This window comes from Methanotorris igneus Kol 5 (assembly GCF_000214415.1).
GTDB lineage: Archaea > AGJL01 > Methanococci > Methanococcales > Methanococcaceae > Methanotorris > Methanotorris igneus.
Genome location: NC_015562.1, coordinates 1,413,183 through 1,426,757, shown reverse-complemented (window position 1 = coordinate 1,426,757; position 13,575 = coordinate 1,413,183). Strand labels below are relative to the sequence as shown.

At 27.8% G+C, this 13,575-nt stretch carries 10 protein-coding genes; 7 read left to right on the top strand and 3 right to left on the bottom strand.

What is annotated here, in order from left to right; all coding sequences use genetic code 11:
* Window positions 1-127: 127 nt before the first annotated feature.
* The 7 genes from METIG_RS07080 to METIG_RS07050 all read left to right on the top strand — a co-directional run bounded on the left by METIG_RS07080 (window position 128) and on the right by METIG_RS07050 (window position 10,112).
* Entirely contained in the window at window positions 128-649 is a 522-nt protein-coding gene (locus METIG_RS07080) for a hypothetical protein (protein ID WP_013799529.1), read from the top strand.
* A gap of 19 nt (window positions 650-668) precedes the next feature.
* Complete coding sequence (locus METIG_RS07075; protein WP_013799528.1) at window positions 669-3,974, top strand: ATP-dependent DNA helicase; 3,306 nt, start codon at window positions 669-671, stop codon at window positions 3,972-3,974.
* Between the two features lie 152 nt (window positions 3,975-4,126).
* Window positions 4,127-6,160: an McrB family protein gene (locus METIG_RS07070; RefSeq protein ID WP_013799527.1), complete on the top strand. Its 2,034-nt coding sequence runs from the start codon at window positions 4,127-4,129 to the stop codon at window positions 6,158-6,160.
* Between the two features lie 2 nt (window positions 6,161-6,162).
* Window positions 6,163-7,386, top strand: coding sequence for an McrC family protein (locus tag METIG_RS07065; protein WP_013799526.1), 1,224 nt, complete (start codon window positions 6,163-6,165; stop codon window positions 7,384-7,386).
* A gap of 6 nt (window positions 7,387-7,392) precedes the next feature.
* Window positions 7,393-7,722, top strand: coding sequence for a hypothetical protein (locus tag METIG_RS07060; protein ID WP_013799525.1), 330 nt, complete (start codon window positions 7,393-7,395; stop codon window positions 7,720-7,722).
* Window positions 7,703-9,238 (top strand): ribonuclease J, encoded by a 1,536-nt coding sequence (locus METIG_RS07055; RefSeq protein WP_013799524.1) that lies wholly within the window; start codon window positions 7,703-7,705, stop codon window positions 9,236-9,238. Before METIG_RS07060 ends, METIG_RS07055 begins: the two co-directional genes overlap by 20 nt.
* Window positions 9,239-9,251: 13 nt before the next feature.
* Window positions 9,252-10,112 carry a coenzyme F420-0:L-glutamate ligase gene (locus METIG_RS07050; protein WP_013799523.1) on the top strand — a complete coding sequence of 287 codons (861 nt, stop codon included), beginning with the start codon at window positions 9,252-9,254 and terminating at the stop codon, window positions 10,110-10,112.
* Here the strand turns inward: METIG_RS07050 and METIG_RS07045 are convergent.
* The 3 genes from METIG_RS07045 to METIG_RS07035 form a co-directional block, all read right to left on the bottom strand.
* Window positions 10,102-10,977, bottom strand: coding sequence for an MBL fold metallo-hydrolase (locus METIG_RS07045; RefSeq protein WP_013799522.1), 876 nt, complete (start codon window positions 10,975-10,977; stop codon window positions 10,102-10,104). The genes METIG_RS07050 and METIG_RS07045 overlap by 11 nt on opposite strands.
* A 34-nt stretch (window positions 10,978-11,011) precedes the next feature.
* Window positions 11,012-11,206 (bottom strand): 4Fe-4S dicluster domain-containing protein, encoded by a 195-nt coding sequence (locus METIG_RS07040; RefSeq protein WP_013799521.1) that lies wholly within the window; start codon window positions 11,204-11,206, stop codon window positions 11,012-11,014.
* A gap of 170 nt (window positions 11,207-11,376) precedes the next feature.
* Window positions 11,377-13,494, bottom strand: coding sequence for a tetratricopeptide repeat protein (locus METIG_RS07035; protein WP_013799520.1), 2,118 nt, complete (start codon window positions 13,492-13,494; stop codon window positions 11,377-11,379).
* Between the last annotated feature and the right edge of the window lie 81 nt (window positions 13,495-13,575).

The window sequence follows — 13,575 nt, the reverse complement described above, 5'->3', positions numbered from 1 at the left end:
AATTATAGAAAATAAAATCCCAGAATTAAAAAGAAGATTAAAACTTTGGAAAGATTTTATGGAATATATATAAAAAAAGTATGGTAAAAAAGTATTTCACTTAAAAAAACTATGGGGGGAGGACATTATGGCAAATGAAAGTATATTAGAAAAAATTGAAAGTGAAAAGAGAATTTTTGTTATTAATAATGATGATGAAGTTAAAAGATATATTATTAAAAAATTTGAAGAAGTAAAAGATTTAGATTTGTCTGATGAAGTGTTAGATAGTAGTATAGTTGAAGATGAAAAAGAAATGATTGTTGGAGTTGAAGTTAATGACAAAATAATTGTTGATACTCTAACAATAGCGTTAGCTAGAGTTTATCAAAAAATAGATGGTAAGTTGAAAGAGAAATTTAATTATTTCCTAAATAATTTTGAGATAGAGTTATATAAAAAATCTGGTTTTAAAAATGCTCCATTCTTTAAAGTTTATGTTGATGGTAAAATGGTAATATCTGATAGGAGAATTAAAATTAGATTTAGCCAAATGGGTTGGGTAAAGAAGGGCAATAATGGTAGAGAAAGGAAAGAAATTGGAAGTAAAAGATTTTTACAGGAAATTCATGTTTTAGAAGATAGAATAATGAAATATTTAAAAAATTAATTAGGTTGAGGTGATAGAGATGAAGAACTTAGTTTCTTTAGTAGCTTGGCATGACTCAGGATGGAATGGTAGATTTTGTAGAAAGCCAGAGGAGAATAGATACTGTGAAAGCTTTAAGTATGTAAAATTTAATAAATATAATTCAAAATTATGCTTAAACAACCCTTCAGGAGTCATTAGCACTATCCCTAAAGGAATGCCATGCCATGAATCAGTAATGTTCATTGAGAATAATAATGTAATTAAAGAGGGAGGAAATAGAGTTGGTAGAATTCCAACATTATTATTCTCAAATGTTGAAAGGTTTAAGGAAATATTGGATTATGTTAAAGGAAAATACACTGTTATACATGTGAGAGAAAATCCTTTGTCTGATAATAAGGTTATAATTGGCTGTGTAAAGATTAAAGAAATAATAAATAAAGATGAAAAAAATAAGAACAAATTAGGTTTTGAAATAGACTTTGATTTAGAGGATATTGTATTTACTCTACCTTATCAGGAGTTTATAGAGTTTTGTAAAGATAAAAATTTAGACTATAAAGAGTTTGAACATTTAGTTGTTTTTGATGTTGAAGATTTCAGTAGGTACTTTAGAGGGATGTGTAATATTATAACTGATAAAACCCTAATAGAAATATTAAAAAAAGCTATAGAAATTTTAGAAGGATTTAATAAATTTATTGAGGAATATCCAGACTTTATGGAGTATCTAAAAGGAAATAAAGCTTTTAGGCCATGGGTAATGAAGGATTTTGATAAGTTTTTAGATAGAATAAAAAATGTTATCAGTGAATTAGAGGGTAGAGAATACAAATACCCTGGATTGCCAGCAGTGATATACTATTTAGGTGATAAAGAAGCTTATTCAAAATATTTTGAAGCTGTTGAGAGTAATAAAGAAGAGGAGCTTTATAAGGAATTAAAAGAGAGTTTAGAAAAAAGAAAAGAGAACAGTGACTTTAAAAATGAGTTTAAAGAATTCTTATTAAACTATGCAGTGTACTATGATTTAATGGCTTATGACATTAAAATAATAAAGGAACAAATAAAAAAAGGATTCATTAGCTTAGAGGAAATTTTAGAAAATCCCTATGTCTTAGTTGAAGATTTAAAAGAGAAGGAAGATTTTTCTGGATTTAGTTTTATTGAAGTAGATTCCTGGGAACAGAGGAGAGTTAAAGATTTTGATAAACATAACCCTTACAGGATAAGAGCTTTATTAGTTGAGATTTTAAAGAGGCTACTAAAGCACGGGCATACAACAGTAACTACTGGAGAGGTTAAAAATATTTTTGATAAAATTGGGGTAGACATTAGCTTTAAAGAATTTTTAGAGATGATTGAGAAGAATGAGGAAATTATAAAAGAGAAAGTAGTTATTGAGGAGAAGATTATTGGAAATGAGAAAGTAAAATTGTTTACTTTAAAAGACATAAAAGAAAGTGAGAGGGTTATAGAAGAAACTATTAATAAAATGCTTGATAAACCAAAAGAAGAACTTAGGGTTAGTAAAGAGGAAATAGAAAAGCTTTTGAGAAATGAGAAAAAAGAAGATGAAGATTATAAGAAAGCTATAGAAATGCAAATAGAAGCTGTTGAAAAGCTATTAAAAAATAGAGTTGGCATTTTAACTGGCCCAGCAGGAACAGGGAAAACAACTGTAATATCTACTTTAGTAAAAATTTTAAAGGATAAATATGGTTATGAGGATATCTATATCCTAACTCCTACTGGAAAATCAGCAATGGTTATTAGAGAGAAATTAAAGGAGAAGAAAATAAATAATGTCAAAGTAATGACTATCCATAGATTTATAGCCCAAGAATTTAGTGATTATTTTAATTTTGATTTCTTTGTATTGAGAGATGTTCCAGAAAATGCAAAGAAAAAGGTCTATGTCCTAATATTAGACGAGAGCTCTATGATAGACACTAAAATATTAGGGAATTTATTTAAATGTGTTGATATAGAGAAGCATCTGGTATTTGTTGGAGACATTAACCAACTACCCCCAGTAGATGCTGGAAAGCCATTCCATGATATTTACAGATACTTAGAGAGGGTTAATAAAGATGCTATAGCAAAATTAGAGATTCCACTAAGATCTGAATCTAAGAAAATTGCTGAGTTTTCAGAAATATTCTTAATGGATGGAGAAGAAAGAAAGATTAAGTTAGAGGAGTTATTAAAAGAAAAAGAAGTTTTAGATAATAAAGAAATTTATAGAATAAGAGATGGAGAGAAAGAGGTTATAACAATTGAAGTTGTTAAAGATAATTTATTAAAAGCTTTAGAAGATGCTATAGAGAAAATATTGGAGGAGAACAGCAAAGATAATTTCTTTGAATTTGCTGTATTTGATGATAAGTTAGAGATCCTATCTCCAACAAAAACAAAGGGAGAGCTAAACTCTTACATAATTAACCTCTATATAAGGCAAGATTCAAAGTTTGTCCCTGAAAAATATAGAGACAAAATGAAATTAAATTTGTTCTATGGAAATAAGTATGTAGCTGATAAAGTTATTCAGACTAAAAATAAGTACAAAAAAGGGATTTATAATGGGATGATGGGTTATGTATATTTCTACAATAAAAATTATAAAAAATATGCAATAAAATTCTATTCTGATGAAAATGAAAGAAGACCTTATGTATATGTTAGTGATGATAATATAGAACATGCCTATGCCATAACCATACACAAAAGCCAAGGTAGTGGTTTTGAAAATATAATAGTTGCTATTCCTAAAGGATTAAACAAATTTGTCTCAAAGGAAATGCTTTATACAGCAGTAACAAGGGCTAAAAAAAGATTATGGATAATTGTTGAAGAGAGTTTAGAGAATTTAATTAATGTCTATAACTCGGAGTTAAGAAATAGAAAAACTAATTTATTTGACAATTTTGATATTGACTCTTTAATTCCTTTTTATGAAGAGAGAGCTATAGAAACTGAGAGAGGAGAAAAGGTTAGGAGTGAAGATGAGAAGAAGTTGGCAGATATTTTTCATAAGTTAGGAATAGAATATGAATATGAGCCAATCTCTGAGTATTTAAAATTGGGAGTTTTACCAGACTTTAAACTATGCTTAGGAGATAAAGAAATTCTATGGGAACATTATGGCGTGGATAGCTTAGATTATAGACTTAGACAGAGAGAGAAAGAGGAAATTTATAAAAAAGAGGGATATAAGATAATCAAATTAGGAGATATAGATAATGCTAAGTTAGATGAGAAAGTAGTTATTATCTCCACTCCAGAGGATTTGAATTGTGTTGAAGAGAAAATAAAAATATTGTTAGAATTAGTAGAAATTTAGTATTCCTTTCCTTATTAATACTAATTAATAATTAGGTAAATAAGAGCTGTTAGGACATAAATTTAGATGTATAAATTATGCACCACCCTTAAGAATAAAAATTATTTAAATTCATTAATATATAAATAAGTTTAAAAAATTCGCAACTATAAATGATTAAGGCGATAGTAATGGAAATTACAAATCTTGAAGAAATTATTAAAAAATATGGAAATATTGATAAAAATAAAGTTGAAGAAATTAAAGAAATTCTTAAGAGTATTAAAAATGAATTGGTTGAAAAGTTAGATGAATTGAAGAATAAAAAATATGATGAAGGTTGGAGAGATATTGTAGGTAAAGCAACAAGCATATGTTATATAGAAACTGGATTTCCATCAAATTTTTCACAAGCTCTGAGAGATGAGCCTACAAGAGAAAAATTAATAGAATTTATTAGAAATGTAAAATCAGCAGAAACTAAGGATGATGCATATAATGCTTTCAAGAACCTCTTATCTGATAAAGGTACAAAATCTGCCAGTATAACTGTGGTTTCTACATTAGGACATATTTTAAAACCTGAATGGTTCATACCCCTAAATCATAAAATATCAGATGCTATTGAAAAATTAGGTTTAGTGAATATCCATCTTGCAGGTGCAAAAGGAAATTATGAAGATGCTATCAATGTATTTAAGAAAATTTCAGAAAATGTAAGAAATATTGAGGATAGTATCAAAACTTCTTATGCTTTATATGAATATGGAGAAGTACCCAAACCTAATAATTCTAAAAATAGTACTAGTAATAATATAATAAGTGACTCCAATACTGTTCCACCAGAAATAAAAGAAAAAATGGACAAAATCTTAGATAAAAAGAGGCAGATAATATTATATGGAGTTCCAGGGACAGGGAAAACACATTCAGCTTTAAAATATGTAGAGGGTAAAGGATATTATAAATTTATAACTTTCCATCAATCTTACTCCTATGAAGATTTTATAGAAGGACTTAAGCCAAAAACAACTGAAGATGGAAATATAACTTATGAAGTTGAGGATGGAATATTTAAAAAAATGTGTATTTTAGCAATTTGGGAAGCTCTAAAAGATAAAGAAGATATTAAAAAGGAAATAGATTTAGATAGGTTGTTAGATAAAGCTTTAAAGGAATTTGAAGATAAATATCCTGTTGGTAGTGTATTAAAAACTAAAATGGGTAAAAAATTCAAAATACTTGATTATAAATACAAAAACGAAAAAATCTCGAATATATTAATAAAACCAAATGAAAGTGTAAATGAATATTACCCGTTAAATATTCCATTTTTAAAGGACATGTTCGAAAAGGATTTAATTGAAGGTGAAAGAATAAACGGTCCAAAAGATGTAAATGATAAAATAAGGCATACTAGTTATGATTCCTATTACTTTGCATTATATAAAGAACTAAAAGAAATAATCAACAATAATATAAAAGACTCTCAAAATGAAAAATTAGAATATAATCCTAACTATGAAACCATAAAAGAAATAGTCATTGAAAAACTCAAAGAACATAAAGAAACAAAAAATGTCTTTAAAAAAGAAGATTTCCAAAATGCTCAAAAGTTCTATTTAGTAATAGATGAGATAAACAGGGGGAATATTTCCAATATCTTAGGGGAGTTAATAACTCTCTTAGAGAAAGATAAGAGGCTAAGTGAGGACAATGAAATTATTGTTGAGTTACCTTATTCAAAAGAGCCTTTTGCAGTCCCTCCAAATCTATATATAATTGGAACTATGAACACTGCAGATAGGAGTATAGCATTATTAGATATTGCTTTAAGGAGAAGGTTTGGATTCTTAGAAGTTGAGCCAAATTATGAACTAATTGAGAATAATGCTAAAAATAAACAAATTGAAGGAATTAATTTAGCAGAGTTATTAAAATCTCTAAATGAAAAACTCATGAAATTAAAAGATAGAGACCATAGGATAGGGCATTCATATTTCTTAGGTGTTGAAACTCTTGAAGATTTAGAGTTTGTTTGGTATCATGAAATTATCCCACTATTGGAGGAGTATTTCTATGGAGATGTTGATGGATTAAAAGAGATTCTTAAAGATTTTATTGAGGAAAAGGAAAACTCTTATGAAATAAAAAGGTTAACTGGAGAAGAGTTCAAAAATGCTATCAATAAGATATTAAGTGATTGATTATGAATTTAATTACTTTTTATGAATATCAGGAGAAAGATATAGAAGAGCTAAAGAATGAACTAAACCTAAATGAAAAAGAAGAAATTTTTAATTTATTTAAAAAAATAAATGGTGGATCTGAAGATAAAATATTCACCCTTTACCATAACAAAATAAAAGCCAACAATTATGTTGGATTTGCTTCTATAAAAGATGTTTCTATTCAAATTTTACCAAAAATCTTTAAAAATAGTGAAGAAAAAGAATATCTCTTCCTGAATATGCTTAACTTTGCCTTTGATTTAAAATTAGAAGAGAAAGAAGTTAGAGCAATAAACAGTCTATCAAAAGCCTTTTATGAAATTTTCATTTATCTATTTGCAAAATCTCTATTGGAAGAAATAAAAAGAGGAATTTATAAGGAGTATATTAAAATTAGAGGGGAAGAAAAATTTCTAAAAGGAAAGTTGTTGATTGAGAAGGAGATAAGAAAACTTCCTCATCAAAGAGATAGATTTTTTGTTGAATATTTCTTATTTGATGAAAATAATTTATTGAATCAGATATTTTATTATGCAGTTGCAACTTCTTTAAGGAAAACAAAAATAAGGACAAACAAAAAATATCTAAGTGAACTAATGTTAATATTTGATGGTATTGAACTAAAAAAGATAAATGTTGAAGATTTTAAAAAGGTTAAATTCACAAGATTAAACAATAGATTCAAAAAATCCTTTAATTTAGCTAAAATAGTACTAACCTCCTTAGGAGAACTTAGAGGGGAAGATAATGTTGGTTTCTTCATAGATATGAATGAATTGTTTGAGAGGTTTATATGCAACATACTAAAAAGAAAATTTTCCATTGGCTATCAGGAAGAATTTAATTTACTTAAAGAAACAAAATATTTAGATAAAATAAAACAAAAACCTGACTTTATAGTATATAAAAATGGAGAAGTAAAGCTTGTATTAGATGCAAAATACAAAGAAATTGAAGAAAATCTTTCTCCAGACATCCTTAGGCAAATTTACACTTATGCTAAAAAATATAAAGTTCCTTCAGCTTTGATATTCCCAAAGTTTAAAAATTATAACAATTTCAAAACAAATGTTGATTACTGTAAGTTCTTTGATGAAACTGAGCTTTATCTCTTAGTATATAACCTTGAAACATTAAAAAATAATGAGATGGATGAGGAGTTTTTAAATGCCATTGATAAATTGCTAAATAAATTTTGGTGAAACTAAATGGGATTTTTAAAAACTTTATTTAAATTTTTAGTTTTAGTGTTTGTAGGGTTTATTTTTACACTTATTGGGGTTGGGCTTAAAGGAATCCTTGGTTTAATATGTTATGCAATTTCCTTTATTATCTTCTTAGTGGCTTATGCATACCTAATCTTTAAGATTGTCACTTGGAAGTACTTTTGGTATATTGCCTTTCCAGTTCTTATAATCATCTTAATTCTTGCTCCAATTGATGGAATTATATTAACAATTGCATTAATAATATTAAGAAATTCATTAATAAAGTTAAAAAATGTCTTTGAGGGGGAAGATGAAAATAACCATCTATGATGGGGCAAATACAATAGGTGGAAATAAAATTTATATAAAAGAGGGAGATAATGGGCTATTTTTAGATTTTGGAATGAATTTTGCCAATTACTCAAAATATTATGAGGAATATTTAAATGAAAGGTCTGCAAGAGGTATTTATGATTTGTGGCATCTCAATTTAATACCAAAACTAAACATTTACAGAAGTGATTTAATTCCCAAAGATTTAGATATTTATAGGTATCCAAAAATTCCTATTAATGCTGTTTTAATAAGCCATGCTCATCTTGACCATGTTGGAAACATTGCTATTCTCAATGAAGAAATTCCTATGGTTGGATCTTCAATAACAATGACAATTCTAAAGGCATTAAGAGATACTTCAACTGGCAAACACTTAGGGATGGATTTGCCTTACTATAGTATAAAAAAACCAAAAGATGAAAGTGGCCATGTTCTTGAATCAGATAGAAAATCCCCCTACTGTTCAAGAAAAATTATTCTTACAGATGACAATAAAAATATTGAAGAATTTATCTTTTATAGACCTGGGCAGAACTCATCTAATAAAGTGAAGAAAATTAACCAAAATGAAGTTAAAACGCTATATGAAGAAGACTTGGGACTTGAAATTAAGGCATTTGAGGTGGATCATTCAATCTATGGGGCTGTTGGTTATATTGTTGAAGGTGATGTAAGTGTAGCATATACAGGGGATTTTAGGGAACATGGGAAAAATAAGAATAAAACAAGAAAATTTATTAAAGAGGCTAAAAATGCAAGTGTTTTAATTACAGAAGGGACAAGAGTTAATAGGGATAATGATGTCAATGTTAGTGAGGAGGATGTTTATAACAACTCTTTAAAAATCATTGAAGATGCTAAAGGGTTAGTTATTGCTGATTTTTCACCAAGAAATTTTGAAAGATTAGAAATTTTTAAAGAAATTGCTAAAAAAACTGGCAGGGAATTGGTTATAACTACAAAAGACGCCTATTTCTTATGGGCTTTAAAAGAAGTGGCTAATATTGATATAATTGATGATGATGTAAAAATTTATGAAAATCTTAAAGCCACTCAACAGAAATGGGAAAAAGAGATTTTAGACTTATATTGTAATTATATCATCTCTCCATTTGAAATTAGAGAAAATTGTGAGAACTATATTTTATGCTTCTCATTCTATGATATGCCACACCTATTGGATGTTAATCCAGATGGGGGGATTTATATCTATTCTTCAAGTGAGGCATTTGGGGAAGAGCAGGAGTTTAGCTTTTTAAGATTGTGGAATTGGCTTAAACACTTTAACTTTGAAATTTATGGTTTTAAAGTTGATGAAAATGGGAAACCAATATTTGAAAAAGGACTCCATACATCAGGGCATATTTCAAAAGAAGGGCTGAGGGAGGTTATTGAAAAGATAGATCCTGACTACATAATTCCAGTGCATACTGAAAATCCTGAATTATTCAGATGGGCTTTTGGAGAGAGCGTTGTTTTATTAAACAATGGAGAAAGTTTGGAGATTTAAAAATTTATTATTTATGGTTGAGATGATGAAAGCATATCCAATAAAAACGAGATATATCAAACCAGGAGAGAACTTTATACCAATAGTCATTGAAAGTTTAAAAAATAGCAATATAAAATTAAATGATGGAGACTTTGTGGTGTTAAGTGAGAAGATGGTTTCAACAAGTGAGAACAATTTTGTTGATGAGAGGGAGGTAAAACCAAAATTTTGGGCATACTTTACCTACTATTGGTCAAAGTATTTGTGGGGTTATATTTTAGGACCTTTATTGGGAACAAGAAAGGATAGAGTAAAAAACCTAAGAAAGATGCCAAAAAAAGAGACGTTGAGGCATAAACAAGTGGTTATTGACCATGTTGGTTTAATATATGCTTTAAAACCTGCATCAGAGGGAGGGGTTGATTTAACAAATGTTCCTGGAAGTTATGCCTCTTTATTACCAAAAGAACCAAAAAAATGGGCAGAGAAATTACATAAAAAAATAAAAGAGGAGTTTGATGTTGATGTTGTTGTTATGGTTGTAGATACCGATGCAACGTATAGGTTTTTTAAGTGGTATGTAACCGCTCTTCCTTATGCAATCGATGGAATTATTAGCGGGATTGGTGTTTTGGGATATATTATTGGAAAAATTGGGAAAAGATTGGGTGTTGGTGGATTAGTTGGGGCTACACCATTAGCCATTGCTGGAAATGAGATTTATAAAAAATATCCATTAGAGAAGATATTAAAAATAGCGGATTTAGCAGATAGGTCTCACATAACAACGAAATCCATCCACGATGTTATGAAGAAATATAACACCTTTGAAATTACCATTGAGATTTTAGAGGAGTTAGAACATACTCCCGTTGTTGTTGTTAAGGTTTAAAGTTTATTTGCTTTCCGTCTTTTATATCTTTCCTATATGCCTCCAATAAGTAATTTTCTTCCCCAATATATTCTGCAATTGTTTTAAAATCTACACTCAGTTTTTCTTTGTAGTTTTTATCTCTCAAAAAGTGATGATCTAAAATCAGCTGTGCATCTGTATTTTTTAATATGTCTATTAAATTTTCATCTACCTTTTTTAGATTCTCTTTTCCAAATCTGTTTATTAAATAAGTTGGAGGACCACTCATTATTATTAAATCTGGGCATTCATTTATTATATAATCCTTTAACTCATCAAAAATAACTCCTTGGACATCAGAAGCGTGGAGGAATGTGAAGTTTTTATCTTTTATAGTTGTTAGCAAAACATACCCTAACTTAGCATCTTTTCCATGTGGGAATGGTGGAGAAAATTTAATTTGGGTATTTTTGAAGCGGAAGGTTTTGTTATCTGCATAGTTTATTTCTTTTGCTATGTTTTTGACATTCTCTAAGAAAACCTTTGCCCTTTTCATTTGACTTCGGTTTATAAATTCTGTTGGGTGTTTTATGAGTAAAATTTTATCCTTGTAGAGAGTTTTTGCATAATCTTTTGAATCTAAGTACTCATCATCATGAAATGGCGTGTAGTGGTCATAATGGTAGTGGGAGATGGTTATAATGTCACATTCTTTGGCAAAATTATTTAATTTTTCCCTTATTTTTCTCAATTGCTCAAATTCTATTTCATTTGGGGGTAAGCCATATCTCTTTGGTGCTATTGCTACACCAGGGTCTATTAAAACTTTAACATCTTCTGTTTCAACATAAGTGGCTAAACTCCTAACTCCTAAACTTTCACTTGCAATTGGGATGATTTTCATACTCCCACAATTCAATAATTATTCAATTCAATAATCATTCAACAGATATTGCTTGGTCTGGGCACTGCAAAACACACAGCATGCATTTTACGCATTTATCTTCATTTACTGGGATTGGTGGGTAAATACCTTTTTTATTTAATTTTTTAGATTTTTCGAAAACCTTCTTTGGACATACCTCAATACATATATCACATCCTTTACAGAAGTTTTCGTTTATGCTTATCATTTTTCTCCTCCTCCATGTTTGCTTTTTGGTCTTATGGTTTTTAGAAGTTTTTTCATTATCAATAACACATTCTCTCTATTTAAATTTATATATATCTTGTTAGCTATTTTATATTCTTGATTGGGTTTATGGTAACTTTGGTTTGAACATTTTTCCACTCGCAAATGGAGTTATCTAAAGTTGCAGTTTGAACGTTTAATTTCTATTTTTCCATATTTTTTAGGGTCTTTATTTTTAAGATATTCTAAATATAGCTTCCAATGTTCTTTATTTTCTACCTTTGGCCCAAGAATAATTTCTTTAATATACTCCCTTAAATCTTTCTCTATTTCAACATATAATCTTGGCGGAGTGTGATTTGTATCTAATTTTATTTTATCTTTGTGGAATTTTAGATTATAAACCTTCACAACCCTGCATTCTTTTTCTTCTTTGTAATATTTGGATTTTACTAAGTATCTAATTTCATCCAATAGAGATTTTATAAGTGTTCTTATCGGTTCATAGGTTTTTAATACCTCACAAGTAATGCTATTAAATTCTTCTAATTTTTTAATTAACTCTGTAGGAATTTTATCTTTGTTATTTTCTATAAAGGATGTCGTTACCTCATTCAATATTTTTAGGTATTTATAGTAATTTTGTCTTGTTGTTATTCTCATCTGTAATAATTTAAATAGTATAACCCATCTTAAAACATCCCCAATTTTTTCTAATTCATCTTTTTCTTTGTGTTTAATTATGATATTATCTATGAGTTCCATTAGGCTTTGTGAATATTCAATTAATTTTTGATGATTATTTCTATTGATTTCATTTAGCTCTTGAATTAATAAACTTATTAACTTATCTATTTCTTTTAAAGTATTTTTTAATTTTTCAAATTTTGAGTCATTAGAATGTTTTTTATCTTCCGTTTCATCATCTTCATAATAAATTACATAATATAGACAAAATATATCTCCAATATCGCTCCCAAGTCCAATATTTTTAGAAGTTTCTAAATAGTCATGCTTATTATCAAAAAAATCTTTTTTTATACCAATACAAACCCCTTTTGCTTCTTCTTTATTTTCATCTTTTCCATAAGTCCTCCATAAGAATAAATTATCTCCTTCATAATCATCAACTACAAAACTTCCAATAAATGCTTGGAATTCTCCACTTTCTTTAAAATTTTGTATATCAAGTTCATGTTCAATTTCATAAATATATTTTAGATTATCCAAACTTAATTTTTCATTAGCAATCATTCTTAAAAATGTTTTACCCTCTTCAGGGTCGTTCATATAAGACACATTGTACAACCTAAAATGAAAACCTTCTAAAAGATTTTTTATAACTATCGGTTTAGTGTAGTGATAAATCACTTCTTTATCTGAAACCATTAGTTCTTTTTTAAGATCCATTATGTAAAATGCAATTTCACATAATAATCCAAAAATTTTTATAAATCCATCTTTATCGATTTTATCTTTTGAACATAAGTTCTGTTTTAGATATTGGTATAAATCAATGATAGTATCATGAAAGTCAGGATTTATTTCTAATGCCTTTTCAAAACATTCTATTGCTTCTTTATATTTTTTTAATCTTGCAAGTGCGATTCCTTTATTATTCCATGCATAAGAAAATAATTCTATATTTTTATTATATTTAATCTTATTTTGGTTATAATTATTATTGAGTAATCTTTCAAAATATCCTTTTAATATAGACCAAGATAAATCTGATAATTTATTTTTTTCATTTTCGTAGATTTTATAATTTGAGTAATTTAAAAACTCTTCATAGGATTTGATTAATTTTTTATCAATATCATCTTTTTTATGGCTTTTATTAATTGATTTTAATAATTTGTTAGGTAATTTATTATAATCCCCATCAGATAACACTCCAAAAAACATTTCATAAACTTTAATTATTTTATCAAAATATTTAATAGATTCTTCATATTTCTTTTCATTGAAATGCCTTGTGCCTTCATCAAACCATGGTTCTATTATTGCTTTAAGTCCTTCTAATTTTCTGTTAATTTTTTCACTATATACCAATATGCCCCCACTATTTGCTATTTCCCTATTAATCCAAGCACCAATAAATACGCCAATTTCTTCTTCATTTAAATTCTTTAATTTATCAACTAAATTTTTATAATCTTTATGTGATTTTATTCCTAGTTTTTTCTCATAATACTCAATTACCTTATCCAAATATTTACTTGCTTTATTAAATTTTCCTTCATTAAGATACTTTAATCCATTTTTATAACATTTTTTTACATCCATAACCTCCCCCCACAGAACATTTAACTTAATAAATCTTAATCAGCACATATATTAAATTTTTTTGATTTATTAGCTCTATTA

Excerpts from the sequence above, each read along its gene's own strand:
- METIG_RS07060 (WP_013799525.1), top strand. The coding sequence starts at position 7,393 with ATGGGATTTTTAAAAACTTTATTTAAATTTTTAGTTTTAGTGTTTGTA.
- METIG_RS07045 (WP_013799522.1), bottom strand. The coding sequence starts at position 10,977 with ATGAAAATCATCCCAATTGCAAGTGAAAGTTTAGGAGTTAGGAGTTTA.
- METIG_RS07050 (WP_013799523.1), top strand. The coding sequence starts at position 9,252 with ATGGTTGAGATGATGAAAGCATATCCAATAAAAACGAGATATATCAAA.
- METIG_RS07040 (WP_013799521.1), bottom strand. The coding sequence starts at position 11,206 with ATGATAAGCATAAACGAAAACTTCTGTAAAGGATGTGATATATGTATT.
- METIG_RS07035 (WP_013799520.1), bottom strand. The coding sequence starts at position 13,494 with ATGGATGTAAAAAAATGTTATAAAAATGGATTAAAGTATCTTAATGAA.
- METIG_RS07075 (WP_013799528.1), top strand. The coding sequence starts at position 669 with ATGAAGAACTTAGTTTCTTTAGTAGCTTGGCATGACTCAGGATGGAAT.
- METIG_RS07055 (WP_013799524.1), top strand. The coding sequence starts at position 7,703 with ATGAAAATAACCATCTATGATGGGGCAAATACAATAGGTGGAAATAAA.
- METIG_RS07070 (WP_013799527.1), top strand. The coding sequence starts at position 4,127 with ATGATTAAGGCGATAGTAATGGAAATTACAAATCTTGAAGAAATTATT.
- METIG_RS07080 (WP_013799529.1), top strand. The coding sequence starts at position 128 with ATGGCAAATGAAAGTATATTAGAAAAAATTGAAAGTGAAAAGAGAATT.
- METIG_RS07065 (WP_013799526.1), top strand. The coding sequence starts at position 6,163 with ATGAATTTAATTACTTTTTATGAATATCAGGAGAAAGATATAGAAGAG.